Below are 19,148 nucleotides of genomic sequence, written 5' to 3' on the forward strand. Positions count from 1 at the left end.
AATGGATGGTCGAAACACACAGAACCCGCCGCAGACACGCTTGACACGCACCTGCCGGGGCGAAACAGACCATTGTATGCGGCCCCCCGCCCGGCACCCAAGGGCTAAGACCCAAGCCGGTGCCGGGTGTTAGCCGCTCACGGTGGATCTGCCGAGGGAGCGTCGCAATTGCTGAAGAAAAGAGCCTTTGGCGCTGGATGGGCAAGCGCCAAATGCTCTCTTTTTGATAGTTGCAACCCGCGCCGCCCCCGGGCGCCGCGGGCCATGGCGCGGGTTCAGGCCGCCTGGCGCCGGGGCGCGGTCGTCTGGCCGCCGCGCCATTGCGCCATCAGGCCGTCCCATTTCGGGCGTGCCGTCTTCAGGTGGCGCTCCTTCACATGGCCATAGCCGCGGATGCCTTCGGGGATGCTGGCAATCTCCACGGCCAGTGGCAGCTTCTCGGGGGTGAGGCCGGCCAGCAGCTCGTCGATGCAGGCGCGGTATTCCCCGATCAGGGCGCGCTCCATGCGGCGCTCGCCGGTCTTGCCGAAGATGTCCAGGGCGGTGCCGCGCAAGCCTTTCAGCTTGGCCAGCAGGCCAAAGGCGCTGCGCATCCAGGGGCCATAGGGCTGCTTGACCAACTCGCCCTTGTCATTTTTCTTCGCCGCGAGGGGCGGCGCGAGATGGTGCACCAGCTTGTAGTCGCCCTCGAACATGGCGGCGATCTTGTCCGTGAAGGCCTTGTCGGTGTGCAGGCGCGCCACTTCGTATTCATCCTTGTAGGCCATGAGCTTGAAAAGATAGCGGGCCACGGTCTCGGACAGGCGGGTGGTGGTGCCCAGCTTCGCTTCGGCCGTCTTCACTTTGTCGACAAAGGCCTGGTAGTCGGCTGCGTAGGCGGCGTTCTGGTAGCCGGTGAGGAACTCCACCCGCTTGCCCACCATTTCGGCCAGCGATGGCTTCTTGACGAACTGGATCACCTGCGCCGCGGCAAACAGCGCCTGCACCGAGGCCAGGTCATGGGCGCAGCGGCGGCCCCATTCAAACGCTGCCTGGTTGTTCTCCACCTGCACGCCATTGAGTTCCATGGCACGCATCAGCGAGGCCAGGGTCAGGGGCACGCGGCCCTTTTGCCAGGCGTAGCCCAGCATCAGCGGGTTGGTGTAGATGCTGTCACCCAGCAGCTGCGTGGCCACCTGTTCCGCGTCGAAGCTGCCCACGCCGCCTGCGCCCACAGCCGCCGCAATGGCGCTGTCGCAGTTGGCGCCCGGGAACTGCCAGTTCGGGTTGGTCACGAACGCCGCCGTGGGCGTGCCATGCGTGTTGAGGGCCACGAAGGTGCGGCCCGGCTGCATCACGGCCAGCGTGTACTTGTGGGCGGCCACGATGGAATCACAGCCGATCACCAGGTCGGCCTTGGCGGTATCGACCTTGGTGGTGTAGATGGCGTCGGGCCGGTTGGCGATCTGGATGTGGCTCCAGGTGGCACCGCCCTTTTGCGCCAGGCCACCGGCGTCCTGCGTGACCACGCCCTTGCCTTCGAGGTGCGCCGCCATGCCCAGCAGCGAGCCGATGGTGATCACCCCCGTGCCGCCCACGCCGCCCACCACGATGCCCCAGGCGCTTTCGGCCACCGGCAGCACGGGCTCGGGGATGGCGGGCAGCGCCGAGAGGTCGCCCTTCTTCTCCTTCCTGGGCTTCTTGAGCTGGCCGCCTTCCACGGTCACAAAGCTCGGGCAGAAGCCCTTGAGGCAGGAATAGTCCTTGTTGCAGGTGCTCTGGTTGATGCGGCGTTTGCGGCCGAATTCGGTTTCCACGGGCTCGACCGACAGGCAGTTGGACTGCACCGAGCAATCGCCGCAGCCTTCGCAGACCAGTTCGTTGATCACCACGCGCTTGGCCGGGTCGACCAGGGAGCCGCGTTTGCGGCGGCGGCGCTTTTCGGTAGCGCAGGTCTGGTCGTAGATGATCGCCGTGCAGCCTTTGATTTCCCGTAATTCGCGCTGGATGCGGTCGAGCTCGTCGCGGTGAAACACCTCGACGCCGGGCGGCAGGTCGTTGATCAGTTCGGGGTGGCCGGCGCGCACGGCGCTGCTGTCCAGCCGGTGCGTGCGGCCGTGGTATTTCTCGGGCTCGTCGGTGACCACGACCAGTTTCACCACCCCCTCGGCGCGCAGGCTGTGCGCAATCTGCGCCACCGAATGTCCCTCGGGCCGCTCGCCCACCTGCTGGCCGCCGGTCATGGCCACGGCATCGTTGTACAGAACCTTGTAGGTGATGTTCACGCCCGCCGCGATGCTCTGGCGAATCGCCAGCAGGCCGCTGTGAAAGTAGGTGCCGTCGCCCAGGTTGGCAAACACATGCGCGTCCTTGGTGAATGGCGCCTGGCCGACCCAGCTCACACCCTCGCCGCCCATCTGCGTGAAAGTACTGGTGCTGCGGTCCATCCACACCGTCATGTAGTGGCAGCCAATGCCGGCCACGGCACGCGAACCCTCGGGCACGCGGGTGCTGGTGTTGTGCGGGCAGCCGCTGCAGAACCACGGCGCACGCTCGCCGGTGTCCATCTTCAGCTCCGTCATGGCGCGTTCGCTGGCCTCGATGACGGCCAGGCGCGCATCCATGCGGGCGATGGTGTCGCCGGGCACGCCCAGCTTCTTCAGGCGCTTGGCAATCGCCTTGGCGATGATGGCGGGCGTGAGGTCGGCCTTGGCGCGCAGCAGCCAGTTCTGGCTGGGGTTGGGCATGCTCCATTCGCCGCCCGTGGCATCGCCCTCGGGTTCGTCGAATTTGCCCAGCACGTTGGGGCGCACATCGGCGCGCCAGTTGTAGAGCTCTTCCTTGAGCTGGTACTCGATGACCTGGCGCTTTTCCTCCACCACCAGAATCTCCTGCAGGCCCTGCGCGAAGTCGCGCGTGATGGTGGCTTCGAGCGGCCACACCACGTTGACCTTGTGCACGCGGATGCCGAGCTGGCGGCAGGTGTCGTCATCCAGGCCCAGGTCCACCAGCGCCTGGCGCGTGTCGTTGTAGGCCTTGCCGCTGGCGATGATGCCGAAGCGGTCGTTGGGGCCCTGGATCACGTTGTAGTTGAGCTTGTTGGCGCGCACATAGGCCAGGGCCGCATACCACTTGTAGTCCATCAGGCGCGCCTCCTGCTCCAGCGGCGCATCGGGCCAGCGGATGTGCAGGCCGCCCGGTGGCATGGCAAAGTCTTCGGGCAGGATGATCTGCACGCGGTCCGGGTCCACGCTGATGCTGCTGGACGACTCCACCACCTCCTGGATGGTCTTCATGCCCGACCACACGCCCGAAAAGCGGCTCATGGCAAAGGCGTGCAGGCCCATGTCCAGGATTTCCTGCACGCTGCTGGGGAAGAACACCGGCGTGCCGCAGGCCTTGAAGATGTGGTCGCTCTGGTGCGCGGCCGTGCTGCTCTTGCTGATGTGGTCGTCGCCCGCGATCGCAATCACGCCGCCATGCTGGGCCGTGCCGGCCATGTTGGCGTGCTTGAACACGTCCGAGCAGCGGTCCACGCCCGGTCCCTTGCCGTACCAGATGCCGAAGACGCCGTCGAACTTCTTGCTTTGCGGGTACAGGTCAAGCTGCTGCGTGCCCCACACCGCCGTGGCGGCCAGTTCCTCGTTCACGCCGGGCTGGAAGACGATGTTGTTGGCGGCCAGGTGCTTCTTGGCGGCCCACAGCGACTGGTCATACGTGCCCAGCGGCGAGCCCCGATAGCCGCTGATGAAGCCGGCGGTGTTCAGGCCCGCTGCGGCGTCGCGCTGGCGCTGCAGCATGGGCAGGCGCACCAGGGCCTGCACGCCGCTCATGAAGGCCCGGCCGTGGTCCAGGGAGTATTTGTCGTCGAGCGTGACGGTTTCCAGTGCCTTGCGGATGGATTCGGGCAGGGGGGCATTCATGGCTATGTCTCCAATGGCTTCTTTGTAGGGCCGGGCCTTGTGGGCCGGTGGGGCAGGGGCCATCCGCCCGTTTAGGGCAGCGGCTCCAGTGTGAAGGTGAGTGTATGTCTGCGTGGCAGATATGTCTTTGCGTTGTGTGCCGTGTTTAGGCTATTCTGAGAAAGGATCTTTCTTTCTGTCGCCATTTTGTGAACACTCTCGACAAATTCGATCTCGCCATCCTCAACGAGCTGCAGGCTGACGCCCGCTTAACGAACGCCGAGCTGGCCCAGCGCGTGGGCCTGTCGGCCGCGCCCTGCTGGCGGCGTGTGCGGGCGCTGGAGGAAGAAGGCTTCATCAAGGGCTACCACGCCGAGATCGACCGGCACAAGATCGGCCTGGGGGTGCTGGCCTTCGTGCGGCTGGACGCCGACCGCAGCACGGGCAACCTGACCCGCGCGATGGAAGTGGCCATCCGGCAGATCCCCGAAGTGGTGTCCTGCCACTACATCAGCGGCACCGGCACCTTCGAGCTGCAGGTGGTGGCACGCGACCTGGACAGCTTCTCGCTGTTTGCCCGCGATGTGCTGCTCAATCTGCCCAATGTGAAAGACATGCACACCAGTTTTTCGCTGGGCGAGGTGAAGGACAGCAGCGCCTTGCCGCTCACGCACCTGGCGCGCGGGCGCTCCTGAATGCTATTTATTCGATAGCATAAGGTGCTTTCTGGTAAGGCGCTGTAGGCTGTTTTGCTCCAATTGCAGCGAAAACCAGACCCTGGTCCACTCCGGGTCGCGCAGGCGGGCGCTGCGCTCCGCGCCCTTACGCAGCACAATGGCGGGCCATGCCTCCACAGCCGCCCCACGACAGCGCCCACGGCGTTTTTCCTACCCCATCCCCTGATTCCGCCCCGTCGCCGGCCGATGTGGCGGCGGCCGCCCTGGGTGCCGAAGAGGCCGCCACCGCCAGGCTGGACGAAAGCGCGGCCCAGCGGGCCTCTCTTTCGCCGCTGGCGCCGCTGTCGGTGCCGGTGTTTCGCATGCTCTGGCTCACCTGGGTGGCGGCCAACACCTGCATGTGGATGAACGACGTGGCGGCCGCCTGGCTCATGACCACACTCACCTCGTCGCCCATCCTGGTGGCGCTGGTGCAGTCGGCGTCCACGCTGCCGGTCTTTTTGCTGGGCCTGCCCAGCGGGGCGCTGGCCGATATCCTGGACCGGCGGCGCTACTTCATCGCCACGCAGTTCTGGGTGGCGGTGGTGGCGCTGGTGCTGTGCGTGGCCGTGCTGGCCGGCGGCATGACGGCGCCGCTGCTGCTGGCGCTGACCTTTGCCAACGGCATCGGCCTGGCCATGCGCTGGCCGGTGTTCTCGGCCATCGTGCCCGAGCTGGTCAGCCGTCCGCAGCTGCCCGCGGCGCTGGCCCTCAACGGCGTGGCCATGAACGCCTCGCGCATCATCGGCCCGCTGCTGGCCGGCGCCATCATCGCCAGCGCCGGCAGTGCCTGGGTGTTTGTGCTCAACGCCGTACTCTCGGTGGTGTCGGGCCTGGTGATCATGCGCTGGAAGCGCGCCCATGTGCCCAGCCCGCTGGGCCGCGAAAAGCTGCCCAGTGCCATGCGCGTGGGCCTGCAGTTCGTGCACCAGTCGCCGCGCATGCGGGCCGTGCTATGGCGCATCGCCGTGTTTTTCCTCAACGCCACGGCGCTGATGGCCCTGCTGCCGCTGGTGGCCAAGGGGCTGAATGGCGGTGGCGCGGGAACGTTCACGCTGCTGCTGGCCTCCATGGGGGCGGGCGCCATCGTGGCGGCCATGTTTTTGCCGCGCCTGCGCCAGGCCATGGCGCGCGATGTGCTAGTGCGCCGGGGCACGCTGCTGCAGGCAGCCGCCATGGCGGTGATGGCCATGGCATCCAATGTCTATGTGGCCGTGCCCGCCATGGTGCTGGCGGGCATGGCGTGGATCACCACGGCCAATTCGCTCAGCGTGTCGGCCCAGCTGGCCCTGCCCAACTGGGTGCGCGCGCGCGGCATGTCGATCTTCCAGATGGCCATCATGGGCGCCACCGCGCTGGGCGCCGCCTTGTGGGGGCAGGTGGCCACGGTGGCGTCGGTGCACCTCAGCTTGGCGCTGGCCGCGCTGACGGGCGTGGTCGCCATGGCCCTGGTGCAGCGCCTGGTGACCGACCGCCACATGGAAGAGGACCTGAGTCCTTCGCAGGCCTTCAAGGCGCCCGTGGCGGCCACGCCGCCCGAGGCCGGGCGCGTGGTGGTCACCATCACCTACATCATCGACCCGGCGCGCGCCACGGAATTTCGCACCCTCATGCAGGAAAGCCGCCGCAGCCGCCTGCGCCAGGGGGCGCTGTCGTGCGATTTGCTGCACGACCTGGCCGATCCGGCGCGCTATGTGGAGCAGATCGTGGACGAGTCCTGGACCGAGCACCTGCGCCGCTTTGACCGGGTGACCGCGTCGGATGTGGCGCTGCGCGAGCGCAAGCTGGCGTTCCATCGGGGCGAATCGCCCCCCGAGGTGGTGCGCTACCTCATGGAGCGCTGATGCTGCAAGGGGATTCGCTTCGACGTGGCCCGCTCAGCGCGGCCACAGTGCCCACAGGCGCAGGCCCTGCTTGAGCCGCCCCGCCAGCTCGCCCGCCTCGGCGCCCCAGCCGGCAAAATAGTCGGCCCGCACCGCGCCTACGATGGCGCTGCCGGTGTCCTGCGCCATCACCAGGCGCTGCATCGAGATCTGCGGGCCCCGGGAGGCCAGCCATACCGGCGTGCCATAGGGAATGCTCTGGCGGTCCACGGCGATCGAGCGGCCGGGCGTGAGGGGCACGCCCTGCGCGCCGCGCGGGCCGAACCGGGCGTCCAGCGGGCTCAAGGACTCTTCGCGAAAGAACACATAGCGCGGGTTGCTCCACAGCAGCTCGTTGGTGCGCTGCGGATTCTGCGCCAGCCAGGCGCGGATGCCCGGCCAGGTGGCATCGCGCGTCGCACCCTGGTCCAGCAGCCAGCGGCCCACGCTCTGGTAGGGCTGGTCGTTGGTGCCGGCGTAGGCCACGCGCACGGTGGTGATGCGGCCGTCGGCCTCGGTGATCTGCAGCCGGCCCGAACCCTGGATGTGCAGCACCATGGATTCGACCGGGTCGCGCAGCCAGGCAATCGCCCGGCCCTGCAACGCGGCCTGGGCCTCGGGCAGGGTGTCGATCTGCTGGCGCGTGTACCAGGGCTTGCGGGCGCCGTGGCCGGCGGGCAGGCCGTACACCGGCACGGTGTAGCCGTTGCCGGGCTGCCGTGCGGCGTCGATCATGGGCTCGTAGTAGCTGGTGAGCAGGCCTTCGGCATTGCCATCGGCGGTCTCGACGCGGTAGGGCTGCAGGCGCTGCACCATCCAGGCGCGCTGCTCTTCGGCGCTGGCAATGCTGAGCTGGCGCACTTCGCCGCACAGGGGGGCGAAGGCGGGCGCCGGGCGCTCGCAGCCCTTGATCCAGGCGTTCCAGGCTTCGTGCAGGGCGTCGTCGGCAAAGCCGGGCAGTTCGGCCCAGCGCACGGGCACCCAGCGGCTCCTGGGCTGCACCATGGCCGGAGGCAGCGGTGCGGTGTCGCCCGGCAGGGCCACGCCTGCGGTGGGCGGTGGCGCCGGGATGGCCCCGGGCCGCGCGGGGCTTGGCGTGGGCGCGGTGGAGCAGGCCGCCAGCGTTCCTACAATCAGCGCCGTCATCACAAGGCGCAGGAGTGTCAATTTCATGGGGCTGATTTTGCTTGAAGCGTTGCTGGCGTTGGCGGTGCTTGTGCTGATTGTCTGGTGGACGATGTTTTCCGGCCGCCAGCGGGGCGAGCTGAAAGCGCCGCCGGACGATGGCACCGACCCGCCCGCGCAATGAATGCAGGGCTGGTATTCGCAAGCTTTCGTCCTACAAAAGGCGCGCAGGCTGGCCGATATGCTTGCGTAGGCGTAGAGTCACAATTCCGAGTCAATATCGGATATGTACGCCGTCCCATCATTCACAAGGAGCCTAGCCATGCGCAAATACCTTCTTTCCGGCGTCGCCGCCGTTGTCATCCTGGCCACCGGTTGCGCCGAGATGAGTGATACCCAGCGCCGCACCGCCACGGGCGCGGGCGTGGGCGCGCTGGCGGGCGCCGTGCTCAGTTCGGCCACGGGCGGTCGCGCGGGCACGGGTGCCGTGGTGGGTGCCGGCGTGGGAGCCCTGGGCACCTACATCTGGTCGCAGAACATGGAGCGCCAAAAGCGCGAGATGGAGCAGGCCACCCAGGGCACGGGCATCGCCGTGACCCAGACGCAGGACAACCAGCTCAAGCTGGATATCCCGAGCGATATCTCCTTTGCCGTGGGCCGCTCGGACATCCAGTCCAACTTTGCCCCGGTGCTCGACCGCTTCGCTGACGGCTTGCGCAACAATCCCAATACGGACGTGCGCATCATCGGCCACACCGACAGTACCGGCAGCGACGCCGTGAACAACCCGCTGTCGCTGGACCGTGCGGCCAGCACGCGCAACTACCTCACGGGCCGGGGCGTTGATGGGCGCCGCATCTCCATCGAAGGCATGGGCGCGCGCCAGCCCATTGCCACCAACGACACGGCACAGGGCCGCAGCCGCAACCGCCGGGTTGAAATTTACGTGGGTGAGCGTCCCCGCGGCTAAAGCGGTACGCAGCGGCGCACCGGTGGTCCGTCAGGGCCCGGTGCGCAGCAGGTTGGCCAGCTCCACCGCCGACTTCACCTGCATCTTGTCGAATACCCGCGCACGGTGCACCTCGACCGTGCGCACGCTGATCTCCAGCTGGTCGGCGATCAGCTTGTTGGGCAGGCCGGCGACCACGAGGTCCATCACATCGCGCTCGCGCTCGGTCAGATCGTGCAGTCGTGCCTGCAGGCTGCTGCGCTGGCGCACCTGTTCCAGCTGGGCTGCCGACTGCGCCAGCGCCTGCTCGATGCGATCCACCAGTGCGTTGTCGGAAAAAGGCTTTTCATAGAAATCGAAGGCGCCGCGCTTGACGGCATCAACCGCCGTGGGAACGTCGGCATGGCCGGTCAGGAAGATGACCGGCATGGCGGGCAGCTCGCCCCGCGCCAGCAGCACATCGAACAGGGCCAGGCCGCTCATGCCCGGCATGCGCACATCCAGCAGCAGGCAGCAGGGCTGGCGCAGCGCGGGATGTGCCAGCCGCATCGCATCAAAAGCCTCTGCGCTGTCGAACGATTCGCTGAGCAGGCGGCGAGAGCGCAGCAGCCAGGCCAGCGCTTCGCGCACGCCCGCATCGTCGTCCACGATGTACACAATAGCGTCGGATACAGGTTCCATCAGGTCGGGGTCGGTTGGCAGACGGGCAGGGTGAAGGTGAATACCGTACCACGCGGCGCATGGGGCTCGTACGCGAGGAAGCCGCCATGTTGCTCGACCACGGTGCGGCACAGGCTCAGGCCCAGGCCCATGCCTTCGGTGCGCGTGGTGAAAAATGGCGTGAACAGCTGCTGCGCCACCTCGGGTGCGATGCCGACACCACCGTCGGTGACCGAGAACTCCAGCCACCCGCTGTAGGCATTGGAGGCCCCCCGCCGCACCCGGATGTCCAGAATGCGCGGGTGGATGGCCGGGTCGTCCATGGCCTGCATGGCATTGCGCGCCAGGTTCAGCAACACCTGCTCGACCATGGTGCGGTCGCACAGCGTGCGTGGCAGATGGGGTTCCACCGTGGTGTGCACGCGCACGCCCAGCTTGCGGGCCTGCAGGCTGATGAGGGGCAGGATGGCATCGAGCAGCTCCTGGGGCGGAACGGCCTCGCGGGTCTGGTCGCGGCGGCGGACGAAATCGTGCACGCTCTTGATCACGCGTCCGGCACGCTCGGCCTGGCGGGCAATGTGCTGCATCGCCATGCGCACATCCTCCAGGTTGCCGGGGGCGCTGGAATCGAGCAGGTTCAGCGACCCGGTGGCATAGCTGGAAATGGCCGCCAGGGGCTGGTTGAGTTCGTGGCTCAGCAGCGACGCCATCTCGCCCACGGTGGCCAGCCGCGCCGTGGCCTGCAGGCGTTCCTGCGAGGCGCGGGAGAGTTCTTCGATGCGGCGCTGTTCGCTGATGTCCAGAAATGCGCTCATCCAGCCCGTGTGCAGCCCCTGGGCATTGATCAGCGGGGCCTCGATGATGAGCACCGGAAAACGCGTGCCATCCTTGCGCATGAAGACCGATTCGAAGCCCTCGCGCGGCGGCATGCCACCGGCAAAGCGCGTGGCCTGGCGCTGCCGGTATTCATCGGCATATTCGGGCGGCCAGTAAGGGGCGGACGTGCTTTGCCCGAGCAGCTCCTGCGGGCTGAACCCCACCATGGCGCAGAACGCGGGGTTGACGTACGTGATGTGCCCCTGCAGGTCACGCGCGCGCAGGCCCGTCACCAGGGAGTCTTCCATGGCCTTGCGAAAGGCGAGCGCATCCGCCAGGTCCCGCTCTGCACGCAGCCTGCGCCGGTTGTCCCGCACCAGCACCACCATCACGGTCACCAGCGCAATCGACATGGCGGTGACCAGCGCGGTCAGCACGTTGGGAAAGAGATTGGGTGCACCGTGCCAGCGGTCCATGCGCAGCACCAGCGTGGTCCCCGGCAGATCGAGCAGCTGCTGGGCCGTGAACATGCGCGTGCCGCGTCTGGCCGCGCCCAGTACGGCCAGCCGGGTGCCATCGGCCTCGGTGAACGAGGCCTCCTGGCTGCGGGTCAGGTTGTGCCCCACCAGGTCCACCAGCATTTCTTGCAGTGAATAGGTGGCCACCAGGAAGCCGGACGGACGCCCGGCGCTGTTGAGTGGCAGGCACAGCTCCATCATCTCCGACCCCATGCCATCGCCATGGGGCTGGAAATAGCTGCCCGAATACGCCGGCGCGCCCAACCGGCGGGCATTGGTGCAGGCAAGTGCCGCATCGGTATGCGCGTCCTCGCGGCTCGCGGCATCCCACGACAAGGGGCGGTAGGGCGTCTGGGCATGCGCGCGCAGGCGCAGGTTGTTGTCCCGCCACTCGATGCGCACCAGTTCGCGGCGCAGGCGCAGCAGTTCGGTCGCATTGACCTCCCAGGCCAGCAGGCCGGGGTCGCCCGCCTGGAGCGCCTGCAGGCTCTGCACGTTGCGTGAAAGCGCCGTGCGGATGTCGGAACCCGCGTCTGCTGCATCCCGCTCCAGCCGGGACTGCACCTGGCTGGCCTCGTAACGCCCGGCCAGCCACACCAGCGTGATCAGCATGGACGCCACCAGGACCACCAGCAGGGTCCAGAGCGACCACCGGCGCCAGGCGCTGCGCCAGCGCTGCCAGGGTGTACGGGTGCGTGGCGGCAGCGTCACAGGGCGCGGTGCTCCAGCGCTGGCAACTGCGTGCGCACCTGGCGCACGCGCCCGGCATCCAGGTCGCCCAGCACCACGCCCGGGCCTTGCGCCAGTGTGTTGACGATCTGGCCCCAGGGGTCCACCAGCATGCTGTGCCCCCAGGTCTGGCGGCCGTTTTCGTGCACTCCGCCCTGCGCGGGGGCCAGCACGTAGGCCAGGTTTTCCACCGCCCGCGCCCGCAGCAGCAGTTCCCAGTGGGCCTGTCCCGTGGTGTGGGTGAAGGCGCTGGGTACCAGCAGCAGGTCGGCCCCGGCATGGGCGTATAGGCGGTACAGCTCGGGAAAGCGCAGGTCGTAGCAAACGCTCAGGCCAACGCGCCAGGTGTGGCCCGTGCGTGCTGTCAGGTCAAAGTGCACCGGTGCAGCCCCCGCCTCGATCACCCGGCTCTCGTCAAAATGCTCACGCCCGTTGTCAAACCGAAAAAGGTGGATCTTGTCGTAGCGCGCAGCGCATTGGCCCGACGGGGCATACGCCAGCGTGGTGTTGCGCACGCGCGCCGGATCACCGGTCTGCATGGGCAGGGTGCCGCCCACCACCCACATCTGCAACTCCTGTGCAGCGCGGGCAAGAAACGCCTGCACCACCCCTTCGCCCGGGGTTTCGCGCAACGCCAGCTTGTCGATGTCGCGCAACCCCATGGCACAAAAATACTCGGGCAGCACGGCCAGTTCGGCCCCTGCGGCTGCGGCGTGCTCCAGCAGGCGGCGGGCCATGGCCAGGTTGTCGCTGCGCTGCGTGCCGGAGACCATCTGCAGTGCTGCGACTTTCATGAGGGCTCTCCTGCAGGCGCGGCAGGCGCCTTGGGTCCTTGTGCGGTACCCGGAGGCACGGCGGCGCTGCCAGACTCCCGGCCACGCCGGGCAATGCGCACGATGTTCGGGTCGGTCCAGGTGCCATCGATCCGGAATTCCTGGGTGGCCGCCTCGATCAGGGGGCCGCGCAGAAACACCTGGGCGAGAAAACTGCCCAGTCCAATGACCGGGTTGATGGCCGTGGCGACCAGCGAGGCGGTCATGGCATTGATTTCAGGCACCACCACCACATGCAGGTCCTGCGTTTCGTGGCCGATGTCGGCTTTGCCCTCCATGAGTACCGCCGCGTTGACGCCCTTCATCTGCAGGTTGTTGGTGATGGCGACGCCTTGCTCGATGCGTACGTCGCCCCGCACGAAATCGAACGCGAAACCCTCGCTGAACACGTCGCGAAAATCCAGCGTCAGGCGGCGCGGCAGGGCCTGCAGGCTCAGCACACCGAGCAGCTTGGCCAGCCCCGGATCTGCCTTGAGAAACTGGCCAGACTCCACGTTCAGGTTGATCTGCCCGGTCATGGAGCGGTAGTCCGGGCTCATGGGTGCACCGATCCAGGCCACCTGCCCCTGCATGCGGCCCTTGCCGTGGCGCACCACGTTTTCCATGCCGAAACGGGCGAGCAGATCGCCGGAGTCGCGGATGTCGAGCTGGAAATCCATCACTGTGCGGCGGCGCAGCGCGCGCTCGCCACCGGCCTGCACCGCCCAGTTGCCGCTGCCGGTGAAGCTGGCTTCGGGCGTCGAGATGTTGAACTTGTTCAGCCGCCACTCGCGCTGGGCCGCTTCCCCCCGGTTCTGCGCTTCGATCTCCACGCGGCCGAGTTTGCGGCCCCGCAGATCAAAATCGTCCACCACGATATCCAGCGCGGGTATCGTGCCGGGTTGCTCATCCAGCAGCGCCTCGAACTGCGTGGCGGCGCTCTGCGGCAGCTTCATGCGCGCCAGGCGGGCAAAGATGCGGCCCGCCGGGTTGTCCCGGGCGCCCGCAGGCCGGTATTCGACATAGCCATTGAGCTCATCGGCGTCGAGGTTGGCACGCCAGGTGGAGTTCTCCCGCGAGCCGCCCACCACCAGGTTGTGCAGCGTGCGCCCTTGCGCGGTGAGCGTCTGCGCACGCACGGCGAAGGTGGTGGGCAGATAGTCCGGTGCCGCGCTGCCGGCGCTGCCGGCTGCCGGGGTGGCGGCGTCGGTGGTGGTCGCCTGGGTCAGCACTTTGTCCCAGGCGTCCACATCCAACAGTGCTGAATGGATGTTGGCCGCCACACCGTCCGCCGGCATGGGCGCGGTTTCGCCCGCCGCCAGACCGATGCCGATGGCGCCACGCACCACGCGCGTCTGGTTGCCCTGGTGCTCGCGCAGGTAGCTGGCCGATCCCAGCGGGCCGAGGTCCAATGTGAGCTGGTCACGCACTGGCGGCATGGCCGTGCCTGTGGGAACCGCGCCCAGGGATTCCCGGGCGACCTGGGTCTCAAAGCGCACCGGCAGCGTGGCATCGGCGGTCTTGGCCAGCGGCGCGGGCAGCGCCAGCCCCAGTCCCTGCAAGCTGGTGGTGACCAGAATCTCGGGGATGCCCCTGCGAAATGCCAGCGCCAGCGTGTAGGGCGTGCTGCCGGTGGCGCTGCGGGCCAGTTGCGAAAGCATGCCCAGCTGCCGTGCCTGCTGCAGCCCCTCGGCGGTGGCGGTGCCTTGCGCCCGCAGCTGTATGGCGGACTCCGTCGGGGCGGCACTGGCAGGCAGCGCACGCATGCCGCCTTCCAGGCGCAGGTCGCCGCCCAGTGCGTGCGCTTGTACTCCGTTCACGGAAAAGCCGGTATCGGTAAATTGCACGGTGCCGCGTGCGCGCGACAGCGGCGGTGTTTCGGGGGTGATATGCACGTCATTGCCCGCGAGCACCACGCTGCCTTGCACCTTCGATTGGTCGATGTCGGAGATCGGCAGGCTCAACCGCAGCTGCAAATCGGCCTGACCCGTGCCGCTGGCCTGGTCGAGGGCGTGGCCCGTCATGCGCGCCAGCGGAGAGGTGCGCAGGATGGTCAGCAGTTCGGCCAGCGGCCCGCGGGCATCGGCGTTGACGGCGACCACGGTGTGGGACAGATCGGGAATCTGCGCTTCCACCTTGGCCAGCCGCACGCCCGGTGTGCCGGCAAAACCCCCGGTGGCGCCCCGCACCTGCATGGACGAACGCTCGAAAACCAGTTCGCCCGACAGTTGCGTCAGTGCTGGCCAGGGCAGTGCATCGCGGGGTTGCAGCCGGGGTGGAACATAGGCATAGGTCACATCCTTGACGCGGGCTGCAATGCGGAAATCTCCCTGGCGGGGATCGTTGAAGGGAAGATGGTTCAGGTCGCCCTTGATGCGGAACTGCACGTTGCTGGCACTGCCGGCCTGGATGGCATCGCGCACATAGTGGCGTGATTCGGCCGGGATGGACAGGGGCAGATAGCGGTGCACGCGGGTGCCGTCGGCGCGCACCAGCGTTCCCGTAAGGTCCATCACGCCGGGAAAGCGCGAAAAGTGGGGGCCCTGGCTGGCATCGCTGGTATGCCAGCTGGCGCGCAACTCACCCTGCGCGTCCGCGTTGGCAAACCGTACATTGCTCGCCTGCACCGCCAGGCGCTGCCCCTCCACCTGCCAGCGCAGCTCTGCGCTCAACTGGTCCAGCGGCAGGACCGGTTCTTCAAACGCCCCGGGCAGGACCAGGGCGCCCGACGCGATGGTCAGGCTGGCCTTGCCGCCCGTGTGGTTCATGTCGATGTCCATGCTGGCGCCGCGCAGGCCGGGAATGGTGTTGCCCGCCTCGCGCTCGCCAGCCGCCAGGGCCAGTCCGGTGACCTTGCCGCGCACCTGGTATTGCTGCAAGGCCTCCAACGGACCGCGCCAGGTGGCTTGCACTTCGTCGACCAGTCCCCGGGGAGCGTAGGTTTGCAGCGCAGTGTGGGCGGTGGCACCGATGGGCAGCCGGCTGCCAATCTGGGCCAGGGCGGCAAGGTCCAGGCGGTCTGCACGCAGCTCGCCCTGGGCGGGCGCCTTGCCTGCGGCCTCTGTGTATTGCAGGTGCAGGTTTCCGCCGGGCCACACCAGGCCATCATCGGTCTCGAACTGCAACCCCTGCGTATGGAGCTCCAAACCCCCTTCCAGCCGTCGGGCTCCCAGTCGGCCTGCGATGGATGGCAGCGCCAGCGCCTTGAGCTGCGGCCCCAGCGTGGCATGGACGTCGGTCAGCGCCAGGTCGGCCGTGCCACCCACGATCTGGCCGCGCTGTACGTCGGCCCATGCGCGAACGGCGCCCCGGCCTTGTGCCACCTCGACGCCCAGGTCGGCGTGGTGGCGCAGGCGGGACACATCCACGCGCGAAAAATCGGCAAAGAGCTGGCCGCTCCAGTGCTGCCAGTTGCCGTCGCGTACGCGCAGCAGCGGCGCGCGAAACCGCCCGGTCAGCGTGAACCGGTCGCCCCAGGCGGCCGGCGGCGTGGCGGCAATGCGCATGTGGTGCTGCCAGTTGCTGTTGCGCAGCAGCACATCGACATTTTCCAGCGCCAGCTCGGGCGCGCCGCGCTGCTCATCGGTCCAGCGCAGGGTGCCACCCCGGATGATGACTTCCCCCTGGGAAAACAGCCAGTCTGCCGCCTCGCTGCTCTCGCCCGGGGTCTCGGAGAAGCGCAGGCCCGCCACCACAATGCGGCCGTCTGGCTGCCTGCGGATGTCGAGATCGGGCTGCTCAATGTAGAGCTGCTCGAAACCCCGGTTCAGCAGCGAGCGCGGAGACAGGGCCACCACCACGCGCGGCAGTTGCAGCGCGGCCCGCCCCTGGGCATCCAGCAGCGCCACATCCAGCAGCTCTATCGAAGGGAGCCAACCTTCCGAGCGCGCCGCGATCGACCCGATGCGCACCGGTACCCCTAGCGCCCGCGCGGCCTGCGCCTCAAGTTGCGGGCGAAACTCACCAATACGCGGCACAATCCAGCCATGCAGTGCACCCCACGCCACGGCCAGCAGCAGCCACAAGGTCAGCAGGCAGCCCAGCGACCATCGCGCGAACCCGGCGACGAATCGCAGCAGGCGTGTGGGGCGATTGGATGGATCGATCATTGGTGGGGTTGAATGTGGCAGGAATTATGACCCGCGACCGCAGGGTGGGTTCAGTGAAAACCGGTGTCCTTTGAACAGGTTCTTATGTATGCAGCGGCCCCCCGCGTGACCCACCATGTCAACTTCTTCCTCTGAGTTTTCTGACGGCAGCACGGCTGCCCCTGCCGACCTGGCCGAATACTCCCGCTTCTTCCAGCGCCTGCACCGGCGCTATGCACAAGACCTGGCCTTGCTACCGGCAGGAGCACCGCACAAAGGCACCATGGCGCAGGCCTTTGCTGCACTGCAGGCCAGGGGGTGCGACACCGCCACCGCCCTGCGTGTGCTGCGCCAACTGGTCATGGAGCGGTTGATCCGGCTCGATTGCGACGCCCAGGCGCCGCTGGCAGACATCACCCGCGCCGTCACCGAGCTGGCCGAATTCGCGCTGGATCAGTCCTGCCTCCAGGCCCGCCGCGAACTCGACAACCGCCATGGTGCACCACAGGGGCCCGACGGCCAGCCCGTGCCCCTGTGGGTGATCGGCATGGGCAAGCTCGGCGCGCGGGAGCTCAATGTATCCAGCGACATCGACCTGATCTATGTGTACGCGCAGGACGGCGAAACGGCCGGCAACGCCGAGGGGCGTGGCCGCATCTCCAACCATGAATATTTCGCCCATGCGGTGAAGATCATCTACAGCCTGGTGGGCGATACCACCGAGCACGGTTTCGTCTTCCGGGTGGACCTTGCCCTGCGTCCCCATGGCAACTCCGGCCCCGCCGCCGTGTCGCTGGCGGCACTGGAGGACTACCTGCAGGTGCAGGGACGCGAGTGGGAGCGTTTTGCCTGGCTCAAGAGCCGGGTGGTGGCGCCATACAGCTGCATCGGCAGTGCCGAAGTGCTGGCGCTGCGCAGCGTGGTGCTGCCGTTCGTGTTCCGCCGTTACCTGGACTACAGCGTGTTTGACGCGCTGCGCACCTTGCACCGGCAGATCCGCGAACATGCTTCCCGGCGCAGCGCCGGGCACCCCGAGCGCGCCAACGATGTGAAACTGTCCCGCGGCGGCATCCGCGAAATCGAATTCACCGTGCAGCTGCTGCAGGTGGTGCGCGGCGGGCAGTTTCCCGAATTGCGCCGTCGGCCCACGCTGGATGCGCTGCAACGCCTCGCCCAGGCCGGGCTCATGCCCCAGGGAACGGCCGATGCGCTGGCGCGGGCCTATGTGTTCCTGCGCCGCGTGGAGCACCGCATCCAGTACCTGGATGACCAGCAGACCCATGTCCTGCCCACGCGCGACGACGACCTGGCCTGGATTGCCCGCACCATGGGCCACGGCGATTGCTGCGGCTTTCTGCATGAACTCGACGCCCACCGTGAACTGGTGGCACAGGAGTTCGACACCCTGCTCGGCGGCAATGGCAAGAGGGAGTGCAATGGCGGCGGATGCGGCGGGCCGCGTGCGGTTGCTGCACCACCACCCGAACTGGAAGGGCTGCTTGAGCAGCTGCCCGCCGGTTTTCGGGAACGCGTGGCCGAATGGCGCACCCATCCCCGCGTGACTGCGCTGCGCGACGAAGCGCGCGCCCGGCTGTTCCGGCTGATCCAGCGCACGGCCCAGTGGCTGGGTGAAGGGCGCGTCACCGGGGAAGCCGCCGTGCGGCTTGTTAACTGGCTGGAGCCCCTGCTGCGCCGCGAAAGCTATCTGGCCCTGCTGCTGGAGCGCCCCTCGGTGCATGAGCAGTTGCTGCACCTGCTGGGCGCTGCCCGATGGCCCGCACGCTACCTGGTGCAGCACCCCGGTGTCATCGATGAGCTGGTGGGCGACACGCTGCTGGCCGAACGTTTTGTCGTGGCCGATTTTGAGCGCGAGCTTGCCCTGCGGCTGGCATCGCTGCGGTCCACCGGTGAGGACGACGACGAAACCCTGCTGAATCTGCTGCGCCGCGCGCAGCATGCGGAAACCTTCCGCACGCTGGCCCGCGATGTGGAGCACCGGATCACGGTCGAGCAGGTGGCCGATGACCTCAGCGCCCTGGCCGACAGCGTGCTGCGCATTTCCGCGCAGTGGTGCTGGAGCCGCCTCAAGAACCGGCACCGCGAAACCCCGCAATTCGCGATCATTGGCTACGGCAAGCTCGGGGGCAAGGAGCTGGGCTACGGGAGCGATCTCGACATCGTTTTCGTATTCGATGACGACGACGAACGTGCCCCCGAGATCTATGCGGCCTTTGTGCGCAAGCTCATCAACTGGCTTACCGTGAAGACCGGCGAGGGCGATCTGTACGAAATCGACACGGCACTGCGCCCCAATGGCAACTCCGGCCTGTTGGTCACCAGTTTCAATGCCTACGCGGCCTACCAGCAGCAACGCGGCAGCAACACGGCATGGACCTGGGAACACCAGGCCATGACGCGGGCGCGCTTTGTGCTGGGCAGTGCGGCCTTGCAGGCCCGGTTTGATGCCGTGCGCGAAGCCGTGGTCACCTCCCCGCGTGACCCGGTTGCGTTGAAGGCAGAGATCGTGACCATGCGCGAGCGTGTGCGTTCGGCCCATCGCACGCGCGACGGGCAGTTCGATGTGAAGCACAGCCCGGGCGGCATGGTGGACGCCGAGTTTGCGGTGCAGTACCTGGTGCTGGCACATTCCGCCAGGCACCCTGAACTGGTGGGCAACGTGGGCAACATCGCGTTGCTGCAGCGCGCCGAGCAGGTGGGGCTGCTGCCCGCCGGGGTGGGGCACGCCGCCGCCGACGCTTACCGCGAACTGCGGCGTGTCCAGCACCGCGCGCGGCTGGACGAGGTGCCCACCGAGGTCACGCCCCCAGCGCTGCAGGCTGAACAGAGCGCGGTGCTGGCGCTCTGGCATGCGGTTTTTGGCGAGGCTCCGATTCTTCCGGCCGTGTGAAAGGCCAGCGCCTCATCGTTGGGGAAACCCCGGTGCACTGGCGCATCCATTGCGCAGAGCGTCCACGAGCCGCCTCGCCGGTGA

The 19,148-nt window shown here is 67.6% G+C and carries 11 protein-coding genes; 5 read left to right on the forward strand and 6 right to left on the reverse strand.

The window, feature by feature from the left end:
* Window positions 1–275: 275 nt before the first annotated feature.
* Window positions 276–3,902, reverse strand: a complete 3,627-nt coding sequence (locus tag BLW02_RS08175) for an indolepyruvate ferredoxin oxidoreductase family protein (RefSeq protein ID WP_092697886.1) — start codon at window positions 3,900–3,902, stop codon at window positions 276–278.
* Between the two features lie 188 nt (window positions 3,903–4,090).
* On the opposite strand from BLW02_RS08175, the gene BLW02_RS08180 reads away from it, so the two are divergent.
* Entirely contained in the window at window positions 4,091–4,576 is a 486-nt protein-coding gene (locus BLW02_RS08180) for an Lrp/AsnC family transcriptional regulator (RefSeq protein WP_092697856.1), read from the forward strand.
* A 149-nt stretch (window positions 4,577–4,725) separates the two neighbouring features.
* Window positions 4,726–6,441 carry an MFS transporter gene (locus BLW02_RS08185; protein WP_092697857.1) on the forward strand — a complete coding sequence of 572 codons (1,716 nt, stop codon included), beginning with the start codon at window positions 4,726–4,728 and terminating at the stop codon, window positions 6,439–6,441.
* Between the two features lie 33 nt (window positions 6,442–6,474).
* Here BLW02_RS08185 and mltA read toward each other — a convergent pair whose 3' ends face one another.
* Window positions 6,475–7,632: a murein transglycosylase A gene (mltA, locus tag BLW02_RS08190; RefSeq protein WP_244273649.1), complete on the reverse strand. Its 1,158-nt coding sequence runs from the start codon at window positions 7,630–7,632 to the stop codon at window positions 6,475–6,477.
* Between mltA and BLW02_RS20015 the strand changes: the two genes are divergently transcribed.
* Window positions 7,631–7,768 carry a hypothetical protein gene (locus BLW02_RS20015; protein WP_167544067.1) on the forward strand — a complete coding sequence of 46 codons (138 nt, stop codon included), beginning with the start codon at window positions 7,631–7,633 and terminating at the stop codon, window positions 7,766–7,768. The genes mltA and BLW02_RS20015 overlap by 2 nt on opposite strands.
* Window positions 7,769–7,906: 138 nt before the next feature.
* Window positions 7,907–8,554 carry a YiaD family glycine zipper/OmpA-like lipoprotein gene (locus BLW02_RS08195; protein ID WP_026435544.1) on the forward strand — a complete coding sequence of 216 codons (648 nt, stop codon included), beginning with the start codon at window positions 7,907–7,909 and terminating at the stop codon, window positions 8,552–8,554.
* Between the two features lie 30 nt (window positions 8,555–8,584).
* Here BLW02_RS08195 and BLW02_RS08200 read toward each other — a convergent pair whose 3' ends face one another.
* Genes BLW02_RS08200 through BLW02_RS08215 form a run of 4 tightly spaced genes read right to left on the reverse strand, consistent with a single transcriptional unit; the run spans window position 8,585 to window position 16,177 of the window.
* Window positions 8,585–9,214, reverse strand: a complete 630-nt coding sequence (locus BLW02_RS08200; protein WP_026435543.1) for a response regulator transcription factor — start codon at window positions 9,212–9,214, stop codon at window positions 8,585–8,587.
* Window positions 9,214–11,238: a two-component system sensor histidine kinase NtrB gene (locus tag BLW02_RS08205; protein WP_092697858.1), complete on the reverse strand. Its 2,025-nt coding sequence runs from the start codon at window positions 11,236–11,238 to the stop codon at window positions 9,214–9,216. The genes BLW02_RS08200 and BLW02_RS08205 overlap by 1 nt, the downstream gene beginning before the upstream one ends.
* Window positions 11,235–12,050, reverse strand: a complete 816-nt coding sequence (locus tag BLW02_RS08210) for a carbon-nitrogen hydrolase family protein (RefSeq protein WP_092697859.1) — start codon at window positions 12,048–12,050, stop codon at window positions 11,235–11,237. Before BLW02_RS08210 ends, BLW02_RS08205 begins: the two co-directional genes overlap by 4 nt.
* The gene (locus BLW02_RS08215) at window positions 12,047–16,177 is read right to left on the reverse strand and encodes a YhdP family protein (protein ID WP_092697860.1); all 4,131 of its coding nucleotides are present in this window, start codon (window positions 16,175–16,177) and stop codon (window positions 12,047–12,049) included. The genes BLW02_RS08210 and BLW02_RS08215 overlap by 4 nt, the downstream gene beginning before the upstream one ends.
* Before the next feature lie 115 nt (window positions 16,178–16,292).
* Between BLW02_RS08215 and glnE the strand changes: the two genes are divergently transcribed.
* On the forward strand, window positions 16,293–19,064 hold the full coding sequence (glnE, locus tag BLW02_RS08220) for a bifunctional [glutamate--ammonia ligase]-adenylyl-L-tyrosine phosphorylase/[glutamate--ammonia-ligase] adenylyltransferase (RefSeq protein WP_092697861.1): 2,772 nt from the start codon (window positions 16,293–16,295) through the stop codon (window positions 19,062–19,064).
* The last annotated feature ends 84 nt before the right edge of the window (window positions 19,065–19,148 follow it).

The organism is Acidovorax soli (assembly GCF_900107605.1).
In the GTDB taxonomy this organism is placed as follows: Bacteria; Pseudomonadota; Gammaproteobacteria; order Burkholderiales; family Burkholderiaceae_C; genus Acidovorax; species Acidovorax soli.